Below are 23,890 nucleotides of genomic sequence, written 5' to 3' on the forward strand. Positions count from 1 at the left end.
CCTTGATCCAATCAAGCCGCTCCGCCTGAGCCCCCCAAAAACCTTCGGGATCACTCACCGATTGCGCATACATCTCGTCATAACGCGACGCATCAACATGCGCCCCTTCTGCCAACTCTGATGATGGTGGATAGGTCTTGGACATGGGAACTCCTCCTGAAATTTAGGCGCAGGGAAACGAGAAAGGCCCCGGAATGCAAGCCCACTTTGGTCTTGCATAGCCGGGACCTCTTAATTGTTTATTAGATTGCCAAGTATTCGGCGCGCAGCTGTTCGTTCTCAAGAACTTCGGCGGCGGAGCCATCAAACACAATCGACCCCGTGTCGAGGATCACCGCGCGGTCGGCCAATTGCAGGGCGCGCACGGCGTTTTGTTCCACGATGATGGTGGTCATGCCTTGCTCTTTGATCAAGCGCAGGGTCTTTTCGATCTCATCGACGATCACCGGGGCCAGACCTTCGTAAGGTTCGTCCAGCAACAGCACTTTGATATCACGGGCCAAGGCGCGTGCGATCGACAACATCTGTTGCTCACCACCCGACAGGGTCACGCCCTCTTGGTTGCGACGTTCACGCAGACGCGGGAACAGGTCGTACAAGCGATCCAATGACCAGCCGATGGGCGGCGCGATCTGGGCCAGCTTCAGGTTTTCTTCGACTGTCAGGCCGGGGATGATGCAGCGATCTTCGGGGACAAGGCCAAGGCCATTTGTCGCCGCTTCATGCGATTTCATCAGGTGCAACGGCTTGTGATCCAGCCAAATCTCACCGTGGTTGACCTGCGGGTCGTCCATGCGGGCGATTGAGCGCAGCGTGGTGGTTTTACCGGCACCGTTCCGGCCCAAAAGCGCAAGAATCTCGCCCTCGTGGACGTTAAAGTTGATGCCTTGGACGATGTAGCTCTCACCGTAGTAAGAGTGCATATCCCAGACCGAAAGGAACGCGGGGGCCGTTTCGGCGTGGTTGGCGTTCTTGGAAAAATCCGGACGTACGTTCATGTCTTATCCTCTTTTGAGAAAGGGGGGCGGGGTCACCGCCCGCCCGATCAGACCTGTTGGGTCTCGCCCAGATAGGCTTCTTGTACTTTTGGATGGCCCTTAATGTTTTCGGGCGTATCCTCGACCAGTGGTGTGCCTTGGGCCAACACGGTGATGCGATCCGCCAAGGAGAACACAACATGCATGTCGTGTTCGATAATCGCGATGGTGATATCGCGCTTTTCCTTGATCTCTTTGAGAAGATCGATCGTGTTGTTGGTATCGGCCCGCGCCATACCCGCTGTTGGTTCATCAAGCAGCAGTAGCTTTGGATCCTGGACCAGACACATGGCCATTTCCAAACGCCGCTTGTCGCCGCGTGACATCGAGGCCGAGTGCATCTCGCGCTTGTCGAGCATGTTGACCTCGGCAAGCATCTCTTCAGCTTGCTGGATCAGGCCTTTCTCGGCCTGAACACTTTCGATGGCGTGCAGGCGATAGGCCCCGTCACGTTTGGCAAACAGCGGGATCATCATGTTTTCCATCACCGTCAGATCACCAAAGATCTCAGGGGTTTGGAAAACGCGGGAAATACCCATCTGGTTGATTTCATGCGGGCTACGCCCCAGCACCGAATTGCCGTCAAACATGACAGACCCGGTGTCTGGGATCAGCTTGCCAACAAGGCAGTTGAGCAAGGTCGACTTGCCTGCGCCGTTGGGGCCGATGATGGCGTGGCAGGTGTTTTCCTGCACGCTGAGATTGACATCCCCCAGCGCTTGGAGGCCACCAAACCGTTTGCCTACGTCTTTGACTTCAAGAATTCCCATCCGTCTCTCTCCTTATTCCGCAGGCTCGGTTGAGGGTGATTTGCCATCGTCGTCTTTGTCTTTCTTGCGCAAAGCCTTGGCGATACGCTGACCACCTTCGACGAGACCGCCGGGCAAGAAGGTCACGACAAGCATAAAGATCAGACCCAGTGTCAGGTGCCAGCCTTTGCCCACAAACGGGTGGATGACAGCAACCATGAAGTTTTCGATCCCATCAGGCAGGAAGCTGAACCATGTGTGCAACACGCCGTCGTTGATCTTGGAGAAGATGTTCTCGAAGTACTTGATCATACCTGCGCCCAAGATTGGGCCGATCAAGGTGCCGACGCCACCGAGGATGGTCATCAGAACAACTTCGCCCGATGCGGTCCACTGCATGCGCTCAGCGCCGGCAAGCGGGTCCATCGAGGCCATCAAACCACCGGCCAAACCGGCATACATGCCCGAGATAACAAAGGCCGCCAGGGTGTAGGGCTTTGGGTTCAGGCCGGTATAGTTCATCCGTGTCTGGTTTGATTTAATCGCCCGAAGCATCATGCCGAAAGGCGACCGGAAGATGCGGATCGACAGATAGAAGGCCGCAATCATGACGATGGCACAGACATAGTACCCAACCGAGAAGGTAAAGGTCCAAGGGCCAACAATCATATCATAGGCCGAACGCATTTCCAGGCCAAACAAGTTGGTTACCGGGATCGAGCCATCGGCGGTCGCCGATACACCAAGGATGCGTGGATCATCGAGCGTCACCTGCAGACCGGTTTCACCGTTGGTCAGCGGGGTCAGAACCGAATAGGCCAGAGCGAATGACATCTGGGCAAAGGCCAGTGTCAGGATCGAGAAGTAGATCCCGGTCCGACGTAGCGAGACCCAACCGATCAGCAGCGAGAAAAGGCCCGCAATGATCACCGACAGGATGATCGCTGGCAGGATGTTCATGCTCAGCAGTTTGAACATCCAAACCGCCGAGTAAGAGCCCACACCTAGAAACGCGGCGTGACCAAAGGACAGGTAGCCTGTCAGACCGAACAGAATGTTAAAGCCGATTGCAAATATCCCAAATATAACAAAGCGTTGCATCAAGTCCGGGTAACCGGCGTTGAATTGTGCCATGCCGCTATCAGACGGGAACGGGTTTAGGATGAATGGTGCCAGCATCGTCAGAGCGACGACCACCAACAACAAGGATGTGTCTTTTTTTCCAAGTCCAAGCATGGTCGTTTACTCCATCACGCCTTTGCGACCCATCAGACCGCGTGGGCGGACCAGAAGGATGATAATGGCGACAAGGTAGATGATGATTTGGTTGATGCCGGGGATGATGTCAGTCACCGCAGTCATCGAGGCAAAGCTTTCCAGAATTCCGAGCAAGAAGCCGGCGGCCACAGCGCCGGGCAGGGAGCCCATGCCGCCGACAACCACCACAACAAAGCTCAGGACCAAGAAGTCCATGCCCATATGATAGTTGGGCGCGTTGATCGGTCCGTACATCACACCAGCAAGACCAGCCACCGCAGCAGCAAGGCCAAACATCAGTGTAAAGCGTTTGTCGATGTCGATCCCCAAGAGCCCAACGGTTTCGCGATCCGCCATACCCGCGCGTACAACCATCCCAAAGGTGGTGAACTGCAAGAAGGCAAAGACGGCGCCGATGACAACAACGGAGAAGAAGAAGTAAACGATTCGCCAGACGGGATAGACAACACCTTCGGCCAGAACGGCAACACCGCTAAGCGTGTCGGGGGCGGGTGTCTGGATTGGGTTGGCACCGTAGATGGCTTTGATCACCTCTTGCAAAACAATGGCCAAACCAAAGGTCACAAGGATTTGGTCCGCATGTTCGCGCTTGTAGAAATGCTTGATCAGCCCGCGTTCCATGATGAAACCAATGGCGATCATGATTGGAATGGCAAACAGAACCGCCAAGGGCACCGACCAATCAATGATGGCTGACCCCATTTCCGGGCCAAACCAGCTTTCGACATAGGGGGTTTTGATAACCGCCGGATTGCCAAGGAAATCTGTCTTGTCCGGATCAACTGTCTCAAAGGACAGGTTCAACAGACGTTGCAGGAAAACGGAGCAAAAAGCGCCGATCATAAACAATGCCCCGTGGGCAAAGTTGACCACGCCGAGCGTGCCGAAGATAAGTGTTAGCCCGAGCGCGATCAGCGCATAAGCTGAGCCCTTATCGAGCCCATTCAGGATTTGCGTAAGGAATACGTCCATGACCCCACCATTGGGTTAAAGGTGCCGAAACCCCTTCGATAGATACCGAAGAGACCCAAGAATTTCCGAAGATTTCGAGAAACAGAGAAGGTGGCCCGGCCCCAGCGTTTGGGGACCGGGCCGAACTGTTTATGCGCCCGGGTTACAGGAGCCGAGCTGGCCGCCTGCAAACATTGGGTGCTCGGGATCGTAAGTCACCTGAGCAGCCGGGGTCACTTCGACAACTTCAAGAAGGTCGAACTCGGATGTTGGGTTCTCTTTACCCTTCACAACGAGAACGTCTTTGAAGCACTGGTGATCTTCGGCACGGTACAGTGTCTTACCGTTGCCCAGACCGTCGAACTCAAAGCCTTCCAGAGCTTCTGCAACACCACATGGGTTGAAGGTGCCGGCACGCTGACAGGCGTCTGCGTACAGCAGGGTCTGACAGTAAGTTGTGTGCGCAGCCTGGCTTGGCGGGAAGCCGTATTTGGTGCCAAAGGACTTAACGAAGGCTTTGGAACCTTCATCCTGCAGCGACCAGTGCCAGTTTGTCGAACCAAGGATGCCCTTGATATTCTCGCCCGCACCACGAGCCATCAGGCGCGAGAAGAGCGGAACAACGATTTCGAAGTTTTTGCCGTTGGCTTGTGCTTCACGCAGGCCGAACTGAACAGCGTTGGTCAGCGAGTTGACCATGTTGCCGCCGTAGTGGTTCAGAACCAGAACGTCCGCACCCGAGTTCAGAACCGGAGCGATGTAGGACGAGAAGTCCGTCGATGCTAGCGGTGTCAGAACGTTGTTAACGGTTTCCCAACCCAGAGCTTCGGTCGCGGCTGCGATCGATTCCTGCTGAGTCCAACCCCAGGTGTAGTCAGCAGTCAGGTGATAGGCTTTACGGTCGTCGCCATAGAGGCCCTTGAGAACAGGGGCCAGCGCCGCGCCGGACATGTAACCGTTAAAGAAGTGACGGAAGCCGTTGGCTTTCTTGTCTTTACCGGTTGTGTCGTTCGAGTGTGTCAGGCCAGCCATAAAGATGACGCCAGCTTCTTGGCACAGGCCCTGAACAGCAATCGCAACACCCGAAGAAGAGCCGCCAGTGATCATCACTGCGCCGTCTTTTTCGATCATCGACTTGGCCGATGCGCGAGCTGCGTCTGATTTGGTCTGTGTATCGCCTGTGACGAACTCGACCTTTTTGCCGAGGATGCCGTCGCCCTTAAGCTCTTTGGAGCTAAAGGTGTTCAGCATGCCGCCGTCGCCACCACCATTGAGGTGCTCAACCGCCAGCTCATAAGCGCGCAATTCGTCTGCACCCTCATCCGCATAAGGACCGGTCTGTGGAACGTTGAAGCCCAGGGTCACCGATGCGCCTGTGGGCTCGTTGGTGTAGGCGGCCGCCGATGAGGCGGTGAAGATCGTCGGCAGAGCGACGCCGGCACCGGCAACGGCACCCGACTTGAGCACGCCACGACGTGTCAGGTTGGTCTTGGACATGAAAATCCTCCCATTTTTGAAATTGCAAGTGCGGGCTCCTCTTCCCGCAAATGCGCGCACGTTTGTGCAAAGCCAGTATGTGGCTGTAAAAGAAAATTGCGCAACAAGGGGTTTTGTCGCAACGGTTTTTTTGTCAATTGGTGAAAAGTAGACTAAGGTATTCTGTAAAGATTTTTATGTTGCGCCGCAGAAAGGCGCTGAAAAGACTAGGGAAACGCAGGGGAAAGCAGTTGCCAAGGGACACGTTGACCGGAAGCCGCATCCGCGAAAGGCGGGTGGCGCAGGGGATCAAGCAGGCGGAACTGGCCCGACGGGCCGGAATATCGGCCTCGTACCTTAACCTGATTGAACACAATCGGCGCAGAATCGGTGGCAAGCTTTTGCTCGATATTGCCGAGGTTCTGAGCGTGGAGCCAGCGCTTTTGACTGAAGGGGCAGGGGCGGCTCTCATCGCGAGCCTCCGCGAGGCCGCATCAGACATGCCCAATGCAGGGGCCGAGCTAGACCGCGTCGATGAGTTTGCAGGGCGCTTTCCGGGCTGGGCGGAATTATTGGCAACCTGTCGTCAAAGGATCGCCGCGCTTGAGCGCAATGTCGAGACTTTGACCGACCGGATGACCCATGACCCGCATCTGGCTGCGTCTTTGCATGAAATGTTGACAACGGTAACGGCGATCCGCTCTGCGGCTTCGATCCTGGCCGAACCGGGGGAGATTGACCCCGACTGGCAGGCGCGCTTTCACCGCAATATCTATGAGGATAGCGCGCGATTGGCCGAAACCTCACGCGGGTTGGTGACCTATCTTGAGGCCGACGATGAAACCGCCACCGAAACCGGGGCCCCGCAAGAGGAACTGGATGCCGTGCTTGAGGCCGCCGGGCATCATGTCGCGGAACTTGAGCGCGGGGAGCCCGAAGCGGAGGTTTTGGCACGTTTGGGGCAGGGGGTGTCGGCACCCGCACGGGAATTGTTGCAGGGCTGGATAAGCCGGTATGCGCGCGACGCGCTGGCGGTGCCGATGGCGACACTGGCACCTTTGATTGAAGAATATGGGCCGGACCCGGCGGCGCTCTCACGCATAACAGGCGCAGGCCCGTCTCAGGTGATGCGCCGTTTGGCGGCCATGCCGCCGGAAATCCTGCCGGATCCGGTCGGATTGGCGATTTGCGATGCCTCCGGTGTGCTAAGCTACCGCAAACCACTGCCGGATTTTCCGATGCCGCGCTTTGGGGCCGCTTGTCCGCTTTGGCCACTTTATCGCGCCTTGAATCGTCCGATGGTCATTCTGTCGCTGCCGGTTGTTCAACAAGGTCGCGCCGGAGCCGGTGTTTGGGTTGACGCGCTGGCCATGCCGATTGGCGGTATAGCGGTGAACAGCGATCCGATCTTTGAGGCTCATATGTTGGTACGGCCCATGCCGCGCGACACAGAGGCGATCACCCAGCCCGGCGAGGTCGGCGTGAGCTGTCGGGTCTGTGCCAAATCCAATTGTATCGGGCGCCGTGAACCGTCGATCTTGGCACCTACCGGTTGAACCATATTCGATAACCTGTATCTATACGCGATAGGTGGCTTTCGTCGATTTTCAAAACGAACAATTGGTCACACCTTATTATATGACAGGCTTTTGACAGCGCCGATTTAATGGGCATAGTGGGAGGACAACCTGCGCCCAAATAACATAAAATGGTCGCAGAAGGGCTATTGGGGGGGACATATGGCCGGGCATGTGCTTGTGATCGAGGACGAGCCGAACATCATTGAGGCGATCAGTTTCATCCTGTCCCGCGAGGGATGGAATGTTGCAACGCATTCCAATGGTGAAGACGCCGCAGATGTCGTGCGGGCCAAATCTCCGGATGTTTTGATTCTTGATGTGATGCTGCCTGGACGTTCGGGCTATGATATTTTGCGCGAATTGCGTGGTGATACAGCGACCGAAAACTTGCCGGTTTTGATGCTCACGGCGCGCGGTCAAAGCAAAGATCGTGAAATGGCGGAACGGGCTGGGGCCAGCCGCTTTATGACCAAACCGTTTTCAAACGCAGAAGTGCTCGAGGCTGTGCGGGCTCTTGCGCCGGCATGAGCCAACTGGCGGGCAGTGATAGACCCAAGGAGCGGCCTCTTAAAGATGGCGGATCTGACAAGATCCCGCTTTTTGTTGAACGTCAGACCTATCGCCGCCGTCGTTTGGTCGATGCCGCACGGGCGTTGCCGGTTCTTGGGATTTTACTATGGCTTGTGCCGTTGCTTTGGGCTGTGCCTGAGACTTCGACGAGGGCGTCAACGGGATTGGTCTATGTTTTTGCGGTATGGATCGGACTACCGGTTGTTGCGGGCATTCTTATTCACGCGATGAACCGGCGGGCACAACCGCCCGGATCAGAGGATGAGACATGACCAATCTCAACGCGCTGGCCGCGATCTCGATCCTCTATGTTTTGTTCCTTTTCGGCGTGGCCTTTTTCGCCGAACGTGCGTCGCGTCGCGGGCGGGCCACTTGGCTGCGCGCACCGATTGTCTACACGCTATCCCTATCCATCTATTGCACCGCTTGGACATTTTACGGCGCGGTCGGTGCGGCGGCCCGCAACGGGTTTGAGTATTTAACCATCTATCTCGGCCCGTCGCTGGTGTTGATTGGCTGGTGGTGGGTGTTGCGCAAATTGGTACGGATTGGCCGGGTCCAGCGGATCACCTCCATCGCCGATTTAATTTCATCGCGCTATGGCAAGTCCAACCTGTTGGGGGTTGGGGTGACGCTTTTGGCCGTTATCGGGACGACGCCATATATTGCATTGCAATTACAGTCTGTTACCCTGTCGGTTGATGTTTTCAATGCCGCCTCAGCAGGTGGGCGCGAAGAGCAGAGCACCGCGTTTTGGGTCGCTGTTGGCCTCGCGGTCTTCACGGTGATATTCGGGACTCGCAACCTTGATGCCAATGAACGCCACCACGGTGTTGTTATGGCGATCGCCGTTGAGGCCATCGTGAAACTTGCCGCTTTGATGGCGGTGGGCATCTTTGTGGTCTGGGGTATTTCCGGCGGCGTGTCGGAAACACTTGAGCGGATTGATGCCTCGGAATTGGGCCAATGGGAGGTCAATGGCGGTCGTTGGGCGGGCCTTATGTTCCTATCGGCGGCGGCCTTTCTATGTTTGCCCCGCATGTTTCAGGTCATGGTGGTCGAAAATGACAATGACCCACAGCTTCGCATGGCCGCTTGGGCGTTCCCGCTCTATTTGATGTTGATGAGCCTGTTCATTGTGCCGATTGCGGTTGTCGGCCTTGATGTCTTGCCTGCGGGATCAAACCCCGACCTGTTTGTTCTGACCGTGCCGCTGGAATTCGGCCAAAATGCTTTGGCATTGCTTAGTTTTTTGGGGGGGTTTAGCTCGGCCACTTCGATGGTAATTGTCGCGGCTATTGCGCTGTCGACCATGGTGTCGAACCATATCGTCATGCCGATTTGGCTCCGATTGAATGAAAACGTGGTTAGCGTGTCTGGCGATGTGCGCCATGTGGTTTTGCTGTCTCGGCGGTTGTCCATCGCCGGTGTTTTGTCGCTCGGCTACCTCTATTACTCGCAATCAGGTGGAGGTGCCGCGCTCTCTGTGATCGGGCTTGTGGCCTTTACCGGGGTTGCGCAGGTGCTTCCGGCGATGCTCGGCGGTATTTTCTGGCGTGGTGCGACACGCATCGGTGCCTTGGCCGGGTTGACCGTCGGTTTTGTGATCTGGCTATATACATTGTATCTGCCAAGCTTCGGCCCGGGTGTCATCATCCCGCAAAGCTTTTTTGAAACCGGCCCCTTTGGGATTGCCTGGCTGCATCCCGAAGCCCTGTTTGGTATCTCGGGGATTGATCCATTGCTGCATGCGGTGATCTGGAGCCTGTCTCTCAATACTGTTGCGTTTTTTGTGGCGTCTTTGGCCAGCTTCCCATCGCCTTTGGAACGTCTTCAAGGTGCGCAATTCGTCAATATTAAACAAGGCGCTGGCGGGACGCGGAGCTGGAGTCATGGTGCCGCAGAAGCCGAGGACCTGATGGTCATGGCTCAGCGTATTTTGGGGGCGGCTGATGCGCAGGCGCTGTTTTTGCGCGAGGCCCGTCGTCAAGGCTCGGAAACCCATCTGCCTGCGCCAACGCCAGAGTTTTTGCAGATACTGGAACGTGAACTCGCCGGATCGGTCGGGGCGGCAACGGCCCATGCGATGGTTGGTCAAATCGTCGGTGGTATGAGCGTGTCGGTCGAAGATCTGATGGCTGTGGCCGATGAAACCGCGCAAATGATGGAGTATTCGGCGACACTTGAGGCGCAGTCGCAGGAATTGTCGCGCACAGCGGCTCAGCTTCGGGCAGCGAATGACAAATTAACCAGGCTATCTGTACAAAAAGACGCGTTTTTGAGTCAAATTAGCCATGAACTGCGCACTCCCATGACCTCGATCCGGGCCTTTTCGGAAATTTTGCGCGATGGCGAGGGCATCACCCCCGAAGAGCAAAGCAAATACGCCTCGATCATTCATGATGAGGCCATCCGTCTGACGCGTCTGTTGGATGATCTGCTCGATCTGTCGGTGTTGGAAAATGGTCAAGTCAGCCTGAATGTGGGCGAAGGCATGTTGGGTGATGTGCTTGACCGGGCAGAAGCCGCCGCGCTCGCCCATGATGACAAGCGGGGCTTAGAGATCAAACGCGAGGCCAGCAAGGAAAAGGTTTGGCTGACGACGGACACAGAGCGGCTCAGCCAAGTCTTTATCAACCTGATCTCAAATGCGCGTAAATATTGTGATGCCCCCCAGCGTGTGTTGGAAATTCGGGTGACCAAGGGCGAAAACCTGATTGTCGATTTTATTGACAACGGGTCTGGCGTTGCCACAGAGGCCCAGGACGTCATATTTGAAAAATTCGCGCGTGTGAGCGACCAAAAGGCCGGTGGGGCCGGGCTTGGTTTGGCAATCTCGCGTCAGATCGTTACCCGGCTTGGGGGAGCGATTTCCTATCTGCCAGGTGAGAACGGGGCCGCTTTTCGGGTCGTTCTGCCGCTTGATCGTGCTTTGGCAGCGCAATAATTCCTAACATTTTGTTGGCGCGGTAAAGTGCTTGGTAACCAAATCCGTTCATAACCATCTTAGAAACGGTTTACGACGGGTGCATTCTCACGATGGCAGATGGGGCACGACAAGACGTTCTGGGCCAGAAGGCACAAGCGGCGCAACGTGCGTTTGAGGCACGGGGGATGTCCCCGTCCAAAGCGCTGCGCCGGGCCTTATCCCGGACGGCGGATGTATTGTGGGACCTTGCTTTGGTTACGCAAGGTGTCTCGGTAGAGATGCATGATCAGGACGGCGTTATTGATGGTCTTGGTCAACAGGATTTGTTGATTTTATTGGATGGGCCCGATGGGGCCTTGGGTCTTGCCTGTATCGAGCGCGAAGTCATGACCGCGATCATCGAAGTGCAAACCATCATGCAGGTCACGCAAATGCCGGTGGAGGAAGACAGGGTTTTGACCCCGACCGACGCCGCCATGATGGCCCCACTTTTGGATGGCACATTAGAGCGGCTGGTTCAAAACCTTGATCATCATCCACTAAGCCCCCAACTCGAAGGATTTAAGTTCGGGGCGATGATCGAAGATGCCCGCGCCGCCAGTCTGTTGCTGGATGCCTCAAGCTATCGAACCTTTCGGGCCGAGATTGATTTGGCGCTTGGGCGACGCAAAGGGGCCTTGTCCATCATCTTGCCGGAACGCACCAGTGAACAGTTGGAAAATGCCGAAGGTGCAGATCCGGACGCGCCAGGCCCTCACGAAGACCAAATGGGCAAAATCCCCGCCTGTTTGGACGCGGTATTGTCACGTATTACCATGACGCTGAGCGAGGCCGAGGCCCTCAAAACCGGTGATCTGCTGCATTTGCCTGCGGATGTTTTGGACCGCGTGGAACTTGTCGCAGGGCGCAACCAGATCGTGGCCAAGGGGCGGATGGGGCAATTGAACAATCAACGCGCTGTACGTCTAACGTGGCCCGAGGCACCGCCGGCCCCTGTTGTGGATCAGTCGGTTTCGGCGGCTGGCGGTGTTGTGATGGATGGATTCGCGACAGATGCCGAACAAGAGGCACCGGGCTTGCCCGAGATTGACATGTCTGGCGACCTCCCCGCGCTGGAACCCGGCGCTGGTGGGTTTGATGGTGAGCTTCCTGATATCGGCCTAGGTGATATGGGTGGTGACATGGGCGGCGACATGGGCGGGGAAATGAGCGCAGAAGACCAAATGTCTGACTTGCCCGATCTTGATATTGATTTTGGTGCTGATGCCGCCGCGTTTGACATGGACCTTGAGGCGGAAAGTGCCGGTGCCGAGATGGCGGATCTCGGGGATTTCGATTTCGCGTCGGAACCTTTTGAGATTGAAGAAAGCTAAACCCGGCTGGGCTTAGCTTTCGATGTGTTAGCCTTGGGCGATGGCGTCCAATGTCGGGCGCAATCCGGCCAAGTCATAGCCCCCCTTGGCAGCGGCGTCTAATATGGCGTCTGTGGTTTGCTGCCCGGCCTGAGACAAGGCCCAAATGACGGTGCAGCGTGTACCAGATGCGCAATAGGCGAGAACCGGGCCATTGGCCGTTTGCGCAAGTTCATCCTGACGGGTGACATTGGCGGGTGTCATGGTTTGATGTGTCAAAGGCAACACCTCAAACTCCAACCCGACGGCGCGCATCGCCGCGCCGATAGCATCGGCTTGCAAGGCTGGTGGGTTTTCCGCGTCGGGGCGGTTGCAAATGACGCGGACAAAGCCCGCGTCTTTGATGGCTTGCGCATCCTCCGGCGAAATCTGCGGGGACACGTGATAGGTCGGGGTAATTTGGCGCATATCCATGGTGATGAGTTACTCCGCTGGGACGAGTCTGTCTAGCCGCGCCCGCAAGAATGGGGTCACGACCATGCCAGCCAACATAGAAACAACAAAGACATAGAGGCCGGGGCCGCCATAGCTTAGTGAAGCGATTGCCGGTCCGGGGCACAGACCCGCCAAGCCCCAGCCCATGCCAAACATCACCGAGCCAAGAACCAATCGGCCATCAATCTTGGTCGATGGAGTGGGCGGCAAGGGCGTGCCGACCAAAGAGGTCGTGCGCCTCTGGCGGATCATCCATGCAAGCGCCATCGGAATCATTGCCCCACCCATGACAAAGGCCAAGGTTGGATCCCAGTTGCCAAACACATCGAGCCAGCCCTGAACCTTGGCGGTGTCGGTCATCCCCGAGATGAACAGGCCAGCACCAAATAGGCCGCCTGAGAGGAAAGCATAAATCAGATACATCAGATCACTCCCAAAAGATGACGGAAGATAATGACGCCAACGCCGCCAGCCAGAATGTAGCAGCAGGTGGCTACGATCCCGCGGATCGACAGGCGCGACATGCCGCAAACCCCGTGTCCAGACGTACAGCCATTGGCCAAGCGCGTACCTACTCCAACAAGAAGCCCCGCCACGGCGAGAATCCAGTAGTTGTTGGTAATATGCGTGTCGATCTCGCCGTAATAGGGCAGCAACAAGATCGGCAGTAAAACAACTCCCGCGAGAAAGACCAGCCGTTCCCATTTGGTATCAAGGCCGGAGCCATCGACCAACCCGCCAATGATTCCCGAGGCCCCCATGATGCGGCCATTTCCAAGCAGGTATACCGCTCCGCCGGTGCCGATCAGCAAGCCGCCGATCAGGCCCCAAATCCAATCAATTTGCATGTGCGTTTCCTTTGTCGTCCGTCTTAGCCCCGGTTCGCGGCGGGGCCATGTGTTTTGAAGGTGCTCTTAAAGCTTGTTGACGGGCACCTTGAGAAAAACATCGCCGTCTTCATCGGCATCGGGCATTTGCCCGGCGCGCATGTTGACCTGAAGCGAGGGGATGATGAGTTTTGGCATCGCTAAAGAGGCATCACGCGTGTCGCGCATTTCGACGAAATCCTCTTTGGATTTGCCGTCGCCGACATGCACATTCGCGGCCTTCTGCTCACCAACGGTGCTTTCCCACGCATAGTGGTCGCGGCCCGGAGCCTTGTAGTCATGCCCAACAAAAATGCGGGTTTCATCGGGCAATGTGAGGATTTTCTGAACAGATTCAAACAGAACTTCAGAGGAACCACCGGGGAAGTCACAGCGCGCGGTGCCGAAATCGGGCATGAACAATGTGTCGCCAACAAAGGCCGCATCGCCGACCACATAGGTCAGGCAAGCGGGGGTGTGGCCAGGAGTGTGTAGAACATCGGCGCGCATCTGGCCGATCATCAGGCTGTCTCCTTCGCGGAACAACTGATCAAATTGCGACCCGTCGCGCTGAAACTCGGTGCCTTCGTTGAACACCTTGCCAAAGGTATCTTGGACCACGGTGATGCGGTCCCCGATGCCGATTTTACCACCCACTTGTTCTTGGATGTAGGGGGCGGCGCTGAGATGGTCAGCGTGAACATGGCTTTCGAGAAGCCAAGCCACCTCGAAACCCTTGTCTTTGACAAAGGCGATGATCTCATCGGCCGAGCGCGTGTCGGTGCGACCGGAGGAATAGTCAAAATCCAGCACGCTGTCGATGATCGCGCAGGTCATGCCATTTGGGTCGCGGACCACATAGGAAATCGTGTTTGTGGCGTCGTCAAAAAATCCGGTGACTTCGGGTGTCATGATAAGCCTTCCGTGGGGTTGGGACGTTGTCTTGAAAACATATAAGCAAAACAGAATGTATTGCAAGAGTGCCGTATAGAATGCGGTGCAGATTGACCTGTATCAAGGCCCGTATCGGTCCTTTCTGTCAGTTTATGGGGCGCAGTGCAAAGGGATCAATTCCATGTCACATCATAAGTATAAACTGACCCTTTTGAACCGGTTGCGCGAACTCGGGGTGCGTCTTGATGGGATCGAAGACGCCTTGGAGGCACCGCATTCAAAGGATTGGGAAGAGGCCGCTGTTGAGCGGGAAGACGAAGAAGTTCTTGAGCGACTCGGTCAAAGTGGGCAAGCTGAGATTGCGCGCATCAAGAGCGCGCTCGCCCGATTGGCGAGTGGGGACTATGGCTATTGTGCGAAATGCGGAGATGAAATTTCGAAGCAACGACTTGACGTTCTTCCAGATACGCCAAATTGCGTGAAATGTGCGGCCGGATAGAATATGTCCACCGCCACAGGCACCCAGAGGAGGGGACCGCCATGATTGAAGACCTGAAAACCCGGCTTGAGGAACTCCATCAGGAGCTTGAGATTGCAACTGGTGATCCGCGCGAGGAGGCGCTTGATCATCTTGAACAAGTTGTTTTGGGCCTTGAAACTGCGGACGTAAAAATTCCGGGATGGGCGCGGGCGCAGCTTGCCTCGCGTGTCGATGAAGCGGTTGAGGACATGTTTGACAACATGCCTGTCTAACTCAAGTCTCGTGACCCGAGTCTCTTTGGTCACGCTTTGAAACCGGTTTAACGTTGCGCTTGTGGATAACTTGCAAGGCACAGCGGTTTCGCGTCTAATTCTGTCAAAAGCAGCGTAAAACACGCGCAATACGCCGCCCCTTTCATCGGTTGGGGCGGCGACCTTTGGGCAGAAAGAACGAGCAAATGGCAGATCACATCGGCTATGACGTCGTCGACGGGGTTGCGTTTCTGAGCGTCACGCATCCTCCTGTGAATGCACTTTCCCAACCGGTGAGAGTGGATCTCTCGCGGTCTTTGGACAGGGCAGAAAAAGACAACTCTGTACATGAAATCGTTGTGATCGGTACCGGGGCAACCTTTCCGGCAGGCGGCGAGTTGGGTGAGTTTGACAGCCCGAATGCGCTAACGTCGCCGCATCTTCGTGACTTGTGTCGGCAAATGGAAGAGACGGGCAAACCGGTTGTGGCGGCGCTTCATGGCACGGTATTTGGCGGTGGATGTGAACTCGCCCTTGCGGCGCACTATCGTATTGCCATGCGGGGAACGCGGCTTAGCTTGCCCGAGCTGAAACTTGGTCTAGTGCCGGGGGCCGGGGCGACGCAACGATTGCCGCGCCTTGTTGGGGCCAAAGTCGCGTTGAACATGTTGTTGGACAGTGCGGTTCTCACGGTGGATCGCGCTCCAGGGCAGGGCATGGTGGATGGCATTTGCGAGGGCGATTTGCGACAGGCGGTCCTGCAATTCTGCCACAAGCTGCGCGGCGATGGGCAAGACCCGCAACGGCTTTCGGATCGGCGTGACGGGTTTGCAGATATGGCCGCCTACCAAGAGGCGATCAAAGAACGGCGCAATAGCGTCAAACCTACAGATGAGGCAGCAGGTCGGATTGTCGATCTGATCGAAGCCGCCCCTATGTTGCCCTTTGAGATTGGGTTGAACATGGAAGAAGACGCCCATGACATCAGTCTCGCCTCGGATGCAGCCAAGGCCCTGCGATATAGTTTTCTAGCTGAACATCGCGCCCGGCGCTCCGCCGCAGCGGCCAAGAAAGACCAACCAAAGATTGAGACAATCGCCGTGTTGGGGGCTGGCCCCTTGGCCATGCAGATCACTGTTTCGGCTTTGAACGCAGGTATGGGGGTGCATTGGGGCGCGCGCGCAGCGGCACGTTTGGACGAGGGGCGCAGCCAGATTGAAGAGGTGTTTCACAAGGGCGTCGAAAGCGGCGGTCTGAGCGCCGAGGCCAAAGATCAACGCATGGCGCGGTTGAAAACCGGTGCGAGTGACGAAATGATTGATGGTGCCGATATGATTTTGCACGCCGCGCGCGGGCAGGGCGACGTGCCCGCCCCGCGCCACTTGGTGCGCGCGGTTGCCATGGCAGCAAAAGTTGATGAATTGGGCCTGCGCTTTGCGCCACCGGTCTTTGCCACCAAGCTGGTTGAAATTGTTGAGGGCCCTGAGTGCAAAGACCACCAAATCGCAGCCGCGCGCGCCTTGGTTGAACGGCTGGGCAAAGTCCCGGTGGTGGTCAAGTCGACAGGCGATAGCATTGCGGGGCGGATGTCTGCCGCGGTGCAACGGGCTGCGGATGGATTGATCGACCTTGGGGCCAATCCATATGTGGTGGATGCGGCGCTGGTTGATTGGGGCTGGAACAAGCCACCCTTTCAAAGCCGCGACACATTGGGCCTTGAGAATCTGGCCGAGGCCGAGCGCGGTGAGGGGGCGCAAAACTGGTCGGCGATCCTGTCCGAAGTCGGGCGCAATGGCTGGATCAGCGGGGCCGGGTTCTATGATTGGGGGCCCGATGGCGCAAAACCCAGTGACGCGGTGCCACGCCTCATCAACGGGTCACGCCCGCCAAAGGATATGAGTGACGAGGTGATTTGCGCGCTGATCATGGGCGCTTTGGCCAATGAGGGCACGCGTATGCTTGGGGCCGGCATGGTGCAAAACACCGCTGATCTTGATCTGGTTTCGGTGCTGGCGCTCGATTTCCCCAAGGCACATGGTGGGGTGATGAAAGCCGTCAGTCAGATCGGTCTTTTCAAGGTTTTCAAAACCATGGAGCGCGCGGGGCACCTGGATGATGCATTTTGGACACCGACCCCGATTTGGCAAGAACTAATCAAGAACGGCAAGACCTTTGACGATATGTAGATGGCGGACATGCCAATGCTCCGCCCAACGAGGGATGTTGGGCGGGATTGGTCTGTTTTCTGCTCTTGTCTGAAATGCGGCGGCCGCCGGAACGGATCGTAATCCGGGGCGTGCCTTGGCCCCGGCCTTGATGCAGGGCGTCGCCCCGCCACACGCGCGTATCACGGGCCCCTGCACGGGACGTGATCCGGTTTTCAGTGGTTAACCACGGACAGGATCAGGTCAAGACATGAAGGACGCGTTAGTTTTGCGTTCTCTCTTGGGGCAACGGTCAGTTTTTTGACGCTCAGCCCCGGAAAATCAGCCTCGGAAAATCAGCCCAGGAAAATGCCAAGGATGACGGCCATCAGGCCGAGCACGGAGAGCAACAAGGCCCCCATGTTCAGCGGCACCATTTTACGCACCACATCGCGCAACTCGTCGTCGGTCAGGTTTTGGGAGCGCGCACGCCAGACCTTGGCGATGCACCAGACCAGACCGAACAGCCCGATAAAGGAGACCACTGCGCCACCCCAGATTAGCCAGTCCATTTTCCACTCCCTTGCGCGTAAAATCGTTCAGGCAGGCGGTAAAGGAGGCTTTGGTTTGGTGCAACCCCTTGATGATGGTCCTCAGCGCTTGTAGCAAAGGGCAGACCGGCGGGTTCATGGCACCGGTTCCGCGGTGCCGGCCGCGGCAAAACGAAAACTGGGCCATTTGGCAGGAGTGCAAGATGCAGGATTCAGGATCTGACAGTTACGGCGTCGCCGCAGGTGAGCTTAAGCAGTTCATCGAACGTATAGAGCGCCTTGAAGACGAGAAAAAAGAAGTTGCCGAGCAGATCAAAGAGGTGATGGCCGAAGCCAAAGGGCGTGGCTATGACACCAAGGTGATCCGCAAGGTTGTGGCGCTTCGCAAGCGTGACGCAGACGATATCGCCGAAGAAGAAGCGGTTTTGGAGATGTACAAATCTGCGCTGGGCATGGCCTAAGCCAATTGGTCTAAGGTGCTGGAATTGTGCTGAAACATGCGGCCCGCCAATTGGTCGGGCCGTTTTTCGTTTAGGGCGCAATCACGGTTACACCGGGAATACGGCTGATGGTGTACATGTCATCTTCGTAGAGTTCGGTCAGCATATCCACATAGGCCGCGTCCCAACCGGGTAGGTCGAGTTCCTCTTCGATCTCATCGTCAAGCGCGTATTTGTCCAAAAACGCCGCCATGACCCGGCGCTTTTGCATTTCGTTGATGTTTTGGTTCTCCTTGAGGAACCCGCGAAAGCGCTTCATACCTTCGGGGCTGATAATCTGGCTAAAGAGATCGAAGGCCCCGGTGATTTTCCGGTTCAATTCGATTCCGGCCATTTCGCGGATGACCTGACCCCAAATTAATGGCGTGTCCTCGTTGCACCACAAGGTGATCGGCATGCCGGGCACTTGATCGCGCAAACGTCGGATCAAATCCGACCACCGAAATTGCATCGGGTCAACGCCATTCAGAAAATCTTGAAAATTGGTGTGAGGGGTGGCGGCAAAAGCGGCCGGTAAAAAGGTCGCCGGATCACGAAGTCCAATGTGCAGCTCAACCTCATCCACGGCAAAGATATTTTGCAAGGTCTGCAAACGCCCTTCGGCTTTGCGATAGGTGCGCCCACCCTCAAACATCAATTTTGGAACCGAGAAAAAACTGTGATGGCTGAGAATAAGCCGATCAACCTCGGCTTGATCCGCCTCCATAATGGCATCCAGAATGATTTCGCGGGTGTCCGGGTTTACCCCGCCTTTGCCCATCGTATTTAGCGCCTCAAGCAGAAATTTGCGGTATTTTGAAGGGCCAGGGATCGCCACACCTTCGTGACGCCAGCTATCTGCATTGCGCAAAAGGCACTTGAGGATGCGATCTTCGTCCGTGCAATGAACGCCTGCGTGTAAAATAACCTGCATGTGGTTGTGTCTGATATCTAATTGGGGCTGAACTTTGTCAGCTGTTGCGCGTCAGGGCTTTTTGTTGGCTCGTGACTGCACTATAAGCTGGTTCGCCCGGAGGTTAACAGCCCCTCAAGAAAGGTGCGCCCCATGACTGTGACCCAAACAGCCCCGATGCGGGCCAGATTGCGCCTTCCAAGCAAGTGGTCGATTGGGGCTATTGTTATAGCCGTGATTGTCATCGCGCCGATTTTGGCGGTTTTGGGCCTCGCCTTGTTTCCAAAGGAAAACATCTGGCCGCATCTGATTTCGACCACTTTGCCCCGTTATTTGCGTAACACGGCGATCTTGATGATTGGTGTCGGAACATTGGCGGCCATGGTCGGAACGGGCGCGGCTTGGCTGATTTCTCGCTACGAATTTCCAGGGCGACGTTGGATGGAGTGGCTCTTGCTTTTGCCATTGGCTATTCCGGCCTATGTCGGGGCCTACGCCTTGGTGGACTTTTTGGAATATGCCGGGCCGGTCCAAACCGCGTTGAGAGACGTGTTTGGTTGGAAAACCTCACGCGATTATTGGTTCCCCGAAATTCGCAGCATGGCGGCGGCAATCTTGGTTTTGGCGGCGGCCATGTACCCTTATGTTTATCTTCTGGCACGCGCGGCCTTCCGCGAACAAAGCTCAGCCTCCGAAGAAGTCGCCCAGTCACTGGGGGTAGGGGCCTGGGGCCGGTTTTGGCGTGTTGGCCTTCCCCTGGCACGTCCGGCAATCGCGGCGGGCGTCGCCATTGTGATGATGGAAAGCGTCAATGACTTTGGCACCGTCGACTATTTTGCCGTGCAAACCCTAACCACGGGTATTTTCACCGTCTGGCTTGAGGCCAACAACGCCGGAGGAGCGGCGCAGATCGCGTCAGTGGTGTTACTTTTGGTGATTATGCTGGTGGCGCTGGAAAAGATTTCGCGCCGCCGCATGCGCTATTTCAACCTGTCGACACGACACCGCCCCGTCGCGCGCAAGGCGTTGAACCGTCGCATCGGTTGGGTGATGTTGCTGGCCTGTTTCATTCCGTTCTTCGTGGGGTTCCTCTTGCCAGCCGGAGTTATTCTAAGCCACGCCGTTGATAATGCCGACAATTGGCGTGACCCCGCCCTGTGGGAGGCCGGTTTAAACACGCTGACCGTTGGCGGCATTGCTGCAATCGTGACGGTGGCCGCTGGTGTGTTTCTTGTCTATGGGGTGCGTTTGACGGGTCGCAAATTGCCCCGGCTTTTGTTGCCAATCACAACCATAGGTTATGCAGCCCCCGGCGCGGTGCTGGGCGTCGGTATTTTGATCCCGTTGGCGTTTCTCGACAACAAGGTGGCCGATGCAATCCTAGGTGTGACGGGCATCGACATTGGGCTTGTTATGACCGGATCCGCCTTTGCGCTGATTCTGTCCTATTGCGTGCGATTCTTTGCCATTGCCCAAGGCGCGGCGGATGCGGCAATGGGGCGGGTGTCTCCGAATCTCGCCTTGGCGGCGCGGTCTTTGGGCCGAAATCAGGGGCAGGTGCTCGGTGCGGTCTATTACCCGCTTATGCGCGCCTCTGTGGCCTCTGCTTTGCTGTTGGTTTTCGTGGATTGCGTCAAGGAACTGCCTGCAACCCTGTTATTGCGCCCGTTTAACTACGATACTCTGGCAACACGCGTCCACGAACAGGCCTCTTTGGAGGCGTTGGGCGACGCCGCGCCGGCGGCAATTTTGGTAATTTTAACCGGTCTTGCGGCTGTTGGACTTTTAGCCCGCGCAAACCGATAATTTAGGCTTGCAAACCCCGCCAAGTTTTTCTATTCCACCCGAACGGTGCCCCTATAGCTCAGCTGGTAGAGCAACTGATTTGTAATCAGTAGGTCCGCGGTTCGAGTCCGTGTGGGGGCACCAGCTTTCCTTATAGCGTGTTGTTAAATAAAGAAACTTTGGAAACCAGCGAAGCTGGGCCACCTTTTGGGCCACCTCCGCGCGCTTGCTTGCGCGCTCTTCAAAACAAGATCAATGCCCCCATACCTGGCTGTGAGATTCGTCTTGGTTGCCAAGGACATGCTGGATCAAAGCCCATGCTTTGCGCATCGGGACTAATATGCTAGAGGGCTTAGAACGCAACAACACAGAACGTGAGCCCTCTATGCCTGATATTGATCTAGCAGCCCTGTCTTTAGAAGAGCTTCAAGTGCTGCAAGCCGACGTTGCCAAAGCTATCGACAGCTTCAAAGAGCGTCAGCGACTGGATGCTTTGGCGCAGGTTCAGAAGATCGCCAAAGAAGCGGGCTTGAGCATTGAAGAGATTTTGCAAACGCAAGGCAAAACAAAAAAAGTCGCGCCACCTAAATACCGCCATCCCGAGAACCCGGCGCAAACGTGGTCAGGTCGAGGACGCAAACCTGCTTGGTTTGTTGCCGCGCTTGAGAATGGCATGACACCGGATGATCTGTTGATCGGTTAAGAACGGATCACCGTTCAATCCGTAAATCCAGATTGGGGATGCCCCAATGCTTGGTGTAGCCCTTGGCCGCCATCATCGCTTCATAGGCTTTGCGCTTGCGGGCGCTGCTTGAAGCCGAGATATCTGAACGGAAAGCGGGGCTTGTGCGTTCGCACTCCAAGGCCCAGAAGCGGTAGCCTGTTTTGGGGCCGTTCAGATACTCAATCCCATAGAGCGCATCGGGAATAATGTGGGTATCTTTGCCGTTCAATCGAACGGGAACGGATAAAGGGTTCTTGGCCTGCCTTGTGGCGGCAGGCGCTTTGGCCAAGATCTCGTCAACTGGCACAAACCTTTGATCTGGGGCTGTCTTGGCAGCGAGTTCTGTGTTGAGAACGGTTTCGATGATCATCATCGTGTGCAGGAACTGCGGGCTAAAGCTGGCCCGCTGGCGGCGCGAGAAGGTCACCGCGCGATGTGGCAAGCGATTGAGGGCTGAGAGATAGTCCACGCCCTTATTGCTGATCTCGTAGAGCATCGGTGTGGCGCGGGCATCAAAGAGCGGGGTTTGAAGGTTTGGGCGGTTGATGAAGCCTGTCTCATGAAACAGATCCCCCAGCCGCTCCAAAAACCGCTTTGGTGATCGCGGCTCAAAAATGCGGGTTAAGTGATCCTGCCGCAAGTACCGATATCGGTAGAGCCAAGCGAGGATCTCTTGATCGCGCGGCGTAAGCCGTAACCGTTTTCCCTTGGGGCTGCGCACAAAACGGCTCCGCCGCCCCAGGCTATCAACCGCCTTCACCATGGCATAGGGGAGCCATCGTCTTCGGGCGGTTTTTCGGAGGGCGCATCTTGCTCCTCTTCTTCTTGGGGCTTTTCTGTGAGCTGCGTGTAGTGCACTGCGTAGCGCTCTCGCATGACCTCTTGCAAAGCGGATCGCTCAAGCGGTGTCATGCGCGGCTGTTCTTCCATCTGACCAGGTTCAATGGAGACAGACACCGCCTGCTTGGTTTGCCCTTTGATGAAGGCTGCAAAGCTCAGTTTGGATTGAGCCGACAAGAAACTGGCATCCGTGCGCAGATCATTGGACAAGGCCCGCGCGTCTTTCGCAGACACCCCGCCTGCAAATTTAATGGCTGTGTTGGCGGATATGGCGTCCTGCAACCTGGGTTCAAGCTGACCTAGAAACTGGTGCGCCAGGATCATGCCCACATTGTACTTGCGGGCTTGGGAGAGGATGATTCCGACATTGCGGTCAAAGTAGTCCGAGGCTTCATCGACATAGACAAAGGTGGGCTTGCGTTCCGATTTAGGAAGAACTGCCCGTTCCTGCGCCGCTTGGGCGATCAAGGCAATGAAGAACCGCCCAAAAATCTCTGTGCCTTGTTCTTTGAGAAGATCTTTGGCCGTGTTGATCAAGATGACCTTCCCGGCATTCATCTCAGCAAACAGATCCAACTTGCTTTTGGGATGGGTGAACATCCGCTCGAAGGTTTGATTTTCAAGGATGCCGTAGAGACGCCGCACCACTTGCCGTTTGGTGGCGACAAACTCTTTGCCATTGAACTCCGTGTCAAAGAACGTGCGGGCCGATCCTTCAAGGCGATCTATGTATTTTTGATATTTGGTTGATCCCCCATCTTCGAGCAGTTCGCGCAGCGTGTGAATGGTTGCGCCGGGGATGTGCAGCAACAGGCGTGTGATATAGCGAAAGATGACAGTTTGTTTTTGGGTCATGCCCGCATCAAGCAAGGACCCCAAAACAAAGTCATACAGCTCCAGGATTGAGTTTGTCAGGCGTTCCCGATCCAGCGGGGCGTATTGATCGAGACGTTCTAAGCCAGCATCAAACAGGTTGAGGGCGACGGGCCATTCAATATCGGTGGGATCAATCAGCACCAAGCGATCAGCCAAAGCGCCCCCGGGCGCAAAGGCTTGGAGCCCAGCGATGGTGTTAATCAGGTCGCTTTGGCTATCAATGACGATGACTGACGCTTCACCCCGTGCCACGGTGTCCAGATCGTGCAACAGCAGATGTTGCAAGGTTTGGGTTTTACCATGCCCAGAGCCAGCCACCATATGCATATGTTCAAACCTTGTGGCCTGAGGAAGGGTGACAGGCACAGGAAGTTGCAACAAAGTCAGCAGAGGCGTGCCTTGCAGGTAGGCATGAAGCACGTCTTGGCCGTTAATGTCTTTGTTTTTGGTGGGCAATTTAAGCGGGCGTTTATCTTGGCGTTGACCGGCTATGCCACCCGACGCGTTCACGATATTGACGTTAAGGCGCTTGCGCAGGTTTTGGCAGATATCCAGTGCGTTAAGTTCAGGCGTAAAGCTTAAGGTCAACATGGCCTCAACCCGTTCGGCTGGATCTTCAAGCAGATCTGTTAAATGGGCCGAGAACGAGAGTGTCTGACGTCAGCGCCT

25 protein-coding genes and 1 tRNA gene are annotated in these 23,890 nt (G+C 56.2%); 12 read left to right on the top strand and 14 right to left on the bottom strand.

All coding sequences use genetic code 11. The features are described 5' to 3' along the window. The 6 genes from AC5EFR_RS23140 to AC5EFR_RS23165 form a co-directional block, all read right to left on the bottom strand. The coding region (locus tag AC5EFR_RS23140; RefSeq protein ID WP_493578073.1) for an acetyl-coenzyme A synthetase N-terminal domain-containing protein at positions 1-145 on the bottom strand (145 nt) is incomplete at its 3' end. Positions 146-242: 97 nt separating this feature from the next. Next, a complete protein-coding gene (locus AC5EFR_RS23145) occupies positions 243-998 on the bottom strand; it encodes an ABC transporter ATP-binding protein (protein ID WP_493578052.1) in 756 nt (251 codons plus the stop codon). Positions 999-1,045: 47 nt separating this feature from the next. Continuing rightward, complete coding sequence (locus AC5EFR_RS23150) at positions 1,046-1,807, bottom strand: ABC transporter ATP-binding protein (protein WP_431377117.1); 762 nt, start codon at positions 1,805-1,807, stop codon at positions 1,046-1,048. Positions 1,808-1,819: 12 nt separating this feature from the next. After that, on the bottom strand, positions 1,820-3,022 hold the full coding sequence (locus AC5EFR_RS23155; RefSeq protein WP_493578053.1) for a branched-chain amino acid ABC transporter permease: 1,203 nt from the start codon (positions 3,020-3,022) through the stop codon (positions 1,820-1,822). Positions 3,023-3,028: 6 nt separating this feature from the next. Beyond that, positions 3,029-4,036: a branched-chain amino acid ABC transporter permease gene (locus AC5EFR_RS23160; protein WP_493578054.1), complete on the bottom strand. Its 1,008-nt coding sequence runs from the start codon at positions 4,034-4,036 to the stop codon at positions 3,029-3,031. 129 nt (positions 4,037-4,165) lie between these two features. After that, positions 4,166-5,512 (bottom strand): substrate-binding protein, encoded by a 1,347-nt coding sequence (locus tag AC5EFR_RS23165; RefSeq protein WP_299930307.1) that lies wholly within the window; start codon positions 5,510-5,512, stop codon positions 4,166-4,168. A gap of 230 nt (positions 5,513-5,742) precedes the next feature. Between AC5EFR_RS23165 and AC5EFR_RS23170 the strand changes: the two genes are divergently transcribed. The 5 genes from AC5EFR_RS23170 to AC5EFR_RS23190 all read left to right on the top strand — a co-directional run bounded on the left by AC5EFR_RS23170 (position 5,743) and on the right by AC5EFR_RS23190 (position 11,943). Continuing rightward, complete coding sequence (locus tag AC5EFR_RS23170; protein ID WP_493578055.1) at positions 5,743-7,047, top strand: helix-turn-helix domain-containing protein; 1,305 nt, start codon at positions 5,743-5,745, stop codon at positions 7,045-7,047. Between the two features lie 183 nt (positions 7,048-7,230). Beyond that, a complete protein-coding gene (locus AC5EFR_RS23175; RefSeq protein ID WP_493578056.1) occupies positions 7,231-7,599 on the top strand; it encodes a response regulator transcription factor in 369 nt (122 codons plus the stop codon). Further along, positions 7,596-7,913 (top strand): hypothetical protein, encoded by a 318-nt coding sequence (locus AC5EFR_RS23180; RefSeq protein WP_493578057.1) that lies wholly within the window; start codon positions 7,596-7,598, stop codon positions 7,911-7,913. Before AC5EFR_RS23175 ends, AC5EFR_RS23180 begins: the two co-directional genes overlap by 4 nt. Further along, complete coding sequence (locus AC5EFR_RS23185; protein ID WP_493578058.1) at positions 7,910-10,588, top strand: ATP-binding protein; 2,679 nt, start codon at positions 7,910-7,912, stop codon at positions 10,586-10,588. Before AC5EFR_RS23180 ends, AC5EFR_RS23185 begins: the two co-directional genes overlap by 4 nt. Before the next feature lie 92 nt (positions 10,589-10,680). Beyond that, positions 10,681-11,943: a flagellar motor switch protein FliM gene (locus tag AC5EFR_RS23190; RefSeq protein ID WP_493578059.1), complete on the top strand. Its 1,263-nt coding sequence runs from the start codon at positions 10,681-10,683 to the stop codon at positions 11,941-11,943. A gap of 27 nt (positions 11,944-11,970) precedes the next feature. On the opposite strand, the gene AC5EFR_RS23195 is transcribed toward AC5EFR_RS23190, so the two are convergent. The 4 genes from AC5EFR_RS23195 to AC5EFR_RS23210 form a co-directional block, all read right to left on the bottom strand. After that, complete coding sequence (locus AC5EFR_RS23195) at positions 11,971-12,396, bottom strand: protein tyrosine phosphatase family protein (RefSeq protein ID WP_493578060.1); 426 nt, start codon at positions 12,394-12,396, stop codon at positions 11,971-11,973. A gap of 9 nt (positions 12,397-12,405) precedes the next feature. After that, complete coding sequence (locus AC5EFR_RS23200) at positions 12,406-12,840, bottom strand: DUF6691 family protein (protein WP_493578061.1); 435 nt, start codon at positions 12,838-12,840, stop codon at positions 12,406-12,408. Continuing rightward, positions 12,840-13,265 (bottom strand): YeeE/YedE family protein, encoded by a 426-nt coding sequence (locus AC5EFR_RS23205; protein WP_493578062.1) that lies wholly within the window; start codon positions 13,263-13,265, stop codon positions 12,840-12,842. The genes AC5EFR_RS23200 and AC5EFR_RS23205 overlap by 1 nt, the downstream gene beginning before the upstream one ends. A gap of 66 nt (positions 13,266-13,331) precedes the next feature. Beyond that, a complete protein-coding gene (locus AC5EFR_RS23210; protein WP_493578063.1) occupies positions 13,332-14,195 on the bottom strand; it encodes an MBL fold metallo-hydrolase in 864 nt (287 codons plus the stop codon). Between the two features lie 163 nt (positions 14,196-14,358). On the opposite strand from AC5EFR_RS23210, the gene AC5EFR_RS23215 reads away from it, so the two are divergent. From AC5EFR_RS23215 to AC5EFR_RS23225, 3 genes are all read left to right on the top strand, one after another. Next, on the top strand, positions 14,359-14,676 hold the full coding sequence (locus AC5EFR_RS23215; protein WP_493578064.1) for a TraR/DksA family transcriptional regulator: 318 nt from the start codon (positions 14,359-14,361) through the stop codon (positions 14,674-14,676). 41 nt (positions 14,677-14,717) lie between these two features. Beyond that, positions 14,718-14,930: a hypothetical protein gene (locus tag AC5EFR_RS23220; RefSeq protein ID WP_493578065.1), complete on the top strand. Its 213-nt coding sequence runs from the start codon at positions 14,718-14,720 to the stop codon at positions 14,928-14,930. Between the two features lie 185 nt (positions 14,931-15,115). Then, positions 15,116-17,095 carry an enoyl-CoA hydratase-related protein gene (locus AC5EFR_RS23225; protein WP_493578066.1) on the top strand — a complete coding sequence of 660 codons (1,980 nt, stop codon included), beginning with the start codon at positions 15,116-15,118 and terminating at the stop codon, positions 17,093-17,095. Positions 17,096-17,409: 314 nt separating this feature from the next. Here AC5EFR_RS23225 and AC5EFR_RS23230 read toward each other — a convergent pair whose 3' ends face one another. Next, positions 17,410-17,625 (bottom strand): hypothetical protein, encoded by a 216-nt coding sequence (locus tag AC5EFR_RS23230; protein WP_299930268.1) that lies wholly within the window; start codon positions 17,623-17,625, stop codon positions 17,410-17,412. Positions 17,626-17,807: 182 nt separating this feature from the next. On the opposite strand from AC5EFR_RS23230, the gene AC5EFR_RS23235 reads away from it, so the two are divergent. Then, a complete protein-coding gene (locus AC5EFR_RS23235) occupies positions 17,808-18,065 on the top strand; it encodes a DUF2312 domain-containing protein (RefSeq protein ID WP_493578067.1) in 258 nt (85 codons plus the stop codon). Between the two features lie 70 nt (positions 18,066-18,135). Here the strand turns inward: AC5EFR_RS23235 and AC5EFR_RS23240 are convergent, their stop codons facing one another. Next, entirely contained in the window at positions 18,136-19,017 is an 882-nt protein-coding gene (locus AC5EFR_RS23240) for a hypothetical protein (RefSeq protein WP_493578068.1), read from the bottom strand. Positions 19,018-19,149: 132 nt separating this feature from the next. Between AC5EFR_RS23240 and AC5EFR_RS23245 the strand changes: the two genes are divergently transcribed. The 3 genes from AC5EFR_RS23245 to AC5EFR_RS23255 all read left to right on the top strand — a co-directional run bounded on the left by AC5EFR_RS23245 (position 19,150) and on the right by AC5EFR_RS23255 (position 21,484). Continuing rightward, entirely contained in the window at positions 19,150-20,802 is a 1,653-nt protein-coding gene (locus AC5EFR_RS23245) for an ABC transporter permease (RefSeq protein ID WP_493578069.1), read from the top strand. A 47-nt stretch (positions 20,803-20,849) separates the two neighbouring features. Next, a tRNA-Thr gene (locus AC5EFR_RS23250) sits at positions 20,850-20,925 on the top strand. Positions 20,926-21,166: 241 nt separating this feature from the next. Further along, positions 21,167-21,484, top strand: a complete 318-nt coding sequence (locus AC5EFR_RS23255; RefSeq protein WP_493578070.1) for an H-NS histone family protein — start codon at positions 21,167-21,169, stop codon at positions 21,482-21,484. A gap of 7 nt (positions 21,485-21,491) precedes the next feature. On the opposite strand, the gene AC5EFR_RS23260 is transcribed toward AC5EFR_RS23255, so the two are convergent. Together AC5EFR_RS23260 and AC5EFR_RS23265 are read right to left on the bottom strand one after the other, a co-directional pair. Then, positions 21,492-22,226 carry a replication-relaxation family protein gene (locus AC5EFR_RS23260; RefSeq protein WP_493578071.1) on the bottom strand — a complete coding sequence of 245 codons (735 nt, stop codon included), beginning with the start codon at positions 22,224-22,226 and terminating at the stop codon, positions 21,492-21,494. 35 nt (positions 22,227-22,261) lie between these two features. Next, positions 22,262-23,812, bottom strand: coding sequence for a type IV secretory system conjugative DNA transfer family protein (locus tag AC5EFR_RS23265; RefSeq protein ID WP_493578072.1), 1,551 nt, complete (start codon positions 23,810-23,812; stop codon positions 22,262-22,264). Positions 23,813-23,890 lie beyond the last annotated feature (78 nt).

The organism is Pelagimonas sp., assembly GCF_058892305.1.

Excerpts from the sequence above, each read along its gene's own strand:
- AC5EFR_RS23230 (WP_299930268.1), bottom strand. The coding sequence starts at position 17,625 with ATGGACTGGCTAATCTGGGGTGGCGCAGTGGTCTCCTTTATCGGGCTG.
- AC5EFR_RS23190 (WP_493578059.1), top strand. The coding sequence starts at position 10,681 with ATGGCAGATGGGGCACGACAAGACGTTCTGGGCCAGAAGGCACAAGCG.
- AC5EFR_RS23205 (WP_493578062.1), bottom strand. The coding sequence starts at position 13,265 with ATGCAAATTGATTGGATTTGGGGCCTGATCGGCGGCTTGCTGATCGGC.
- AC5EFR_RS23195 (WP_493578060.1), bottom strand. The coding sequence starts at position 12,396 with ATGGATATGCGCCAAATTACCCCGACCTATCACGTGTCCCCGCAGATT.
- AC5EFR_RS23165 (WP_299930307.1), bottom strand. The coding sequence starts at position 5,512 with ATGTCCAAGACCAACCTGACACGTCGTGGCGTGCTCAAGTCGGGTGCC.
- AC5EFR_RS23150 (WP_431377117.1), bottom strand. The coding sequence starts at position 1,807 with ATGGGAATTCTTGAAGTCAAAGACGTAGGCAAACGGTTTGGTGGCCTC.
- AC5EFR_RS23215 (WP_493578064.1), top strand. The coding sequence starts at position 14,359 with ATGTCACATCATAAGTATAAACTGACCCTTTTGAACCGGTTGCGCGAA.
- AC5EFR_RS23175 (WP_493578056.1), top strand. The coding sequence starts at position 7,231 with ATGGCCGGGCATGTGCTTGTGATCGAGGACGAGCCGAACATCATTGAG.
- AC5EFR_RS23210 (WP_493578063.1), bottom strand. The coding sequence starts at position 14,195 with ATGACACCCGAAGTCACCGGATTTTTTGACGACGCCACAAACACGATT.
- AC5EFR_RS23145 (WP_493578052.1), bottom strand. The coding sequence starts at position 998 with ATGAACGTACGTCCGGATTTTTCCAAGAACGCCAACCACGCCGAAACG.
- AC5EFR_RS23235 (WP_493578067.1), top strand. The coding sequence starts at position 17,808 with ATGCAGGATTCAGGATCTGACAGTTACGGCGTCGCCGCAGGTGAGCTT.
- AC5EFR_RS23185 (WP_493578058.1), top strand. The coding sequence starts at position 7,910 with ATGACCAATCTCAACGCGCTGGCCGCGATCTCGATCCTCTATGTTTTG.
- AC5EFR_RS23255 (WP_493578070.1), top strand. The coding sequence starts at position 21,167 with ATGCCTGATATTGATCTAGCAGCCCTGTCTTTAGAAGAGCTTCAAGTG.
- AC5EFR_RS23245 (WP_493578069.1), top strand. The coding sequence starts at position 19,150 with ATGACTGTGACCCAAACAGCCCCGATGCGGGCCAGATTGCGCCTTCCA.
- AC5EFR_RS23220 (WP_493578065.1), top strand. The coding sequence starts at position 14,718 with ATGATTGAAGACCTGAAAACCCGGCTTGAGGAACTCCATCAGGAGCTT.
- AC5EFR_RS23200 (WP_493578061.1), bottom strand. The coding sequence starts at position 12,840 with ATGTATCTGATTTATGCTTTCCTCTCAGGCGGCCTATTTGGTGCTGGC.
- AC5EFR_RS23240 (WP_493578068.1), bottom strand. The coding sequence starts at position 19,017 with ATGCAGGTTATTTTACACGCAGGCGTTCATTGCACGGACGAAGATCGC.
- AC5EFR_RS23225 (WP_493578066.1), top strand. The coding sequence starts at position 15,116 with ATGGCAGATCACATCGGCTATGACGTCGTCGACGGGGTTGCGTTTCTG.
- AC5EFR_RS23155 (WP_493578053.1), bottom strand. The coding sequence starts at position 3,022 with ATGCTTGGACTTGGAAAAAAAGACACATCCTTGTTGTTGGTGGTCGTC.
- AC5EFR_RS23265 (WP_493578072.1), bottom strand. The coding sequence starts at position 23,812 with ATGTTGACCTTAAGCTTTACGCCTGAACTTAACGCACTGGATATCTGC.
- AC5EFR_RS23180 (WP_493578057.1), top strand. The coding sequence starts at position 7,596 with ATGAGCCAACTGGCGGGCAGTGATAGACCCAAGGAGCGGCCTCTTAAA.
- AC5EFR_RS23160 (WP_493578054.1), bottom strand. The coding sequence starts at position 4,036 with ATGGACGTATTCCTTACGCAAATCCTGAATGGGCTCGATAAGGGCTCA.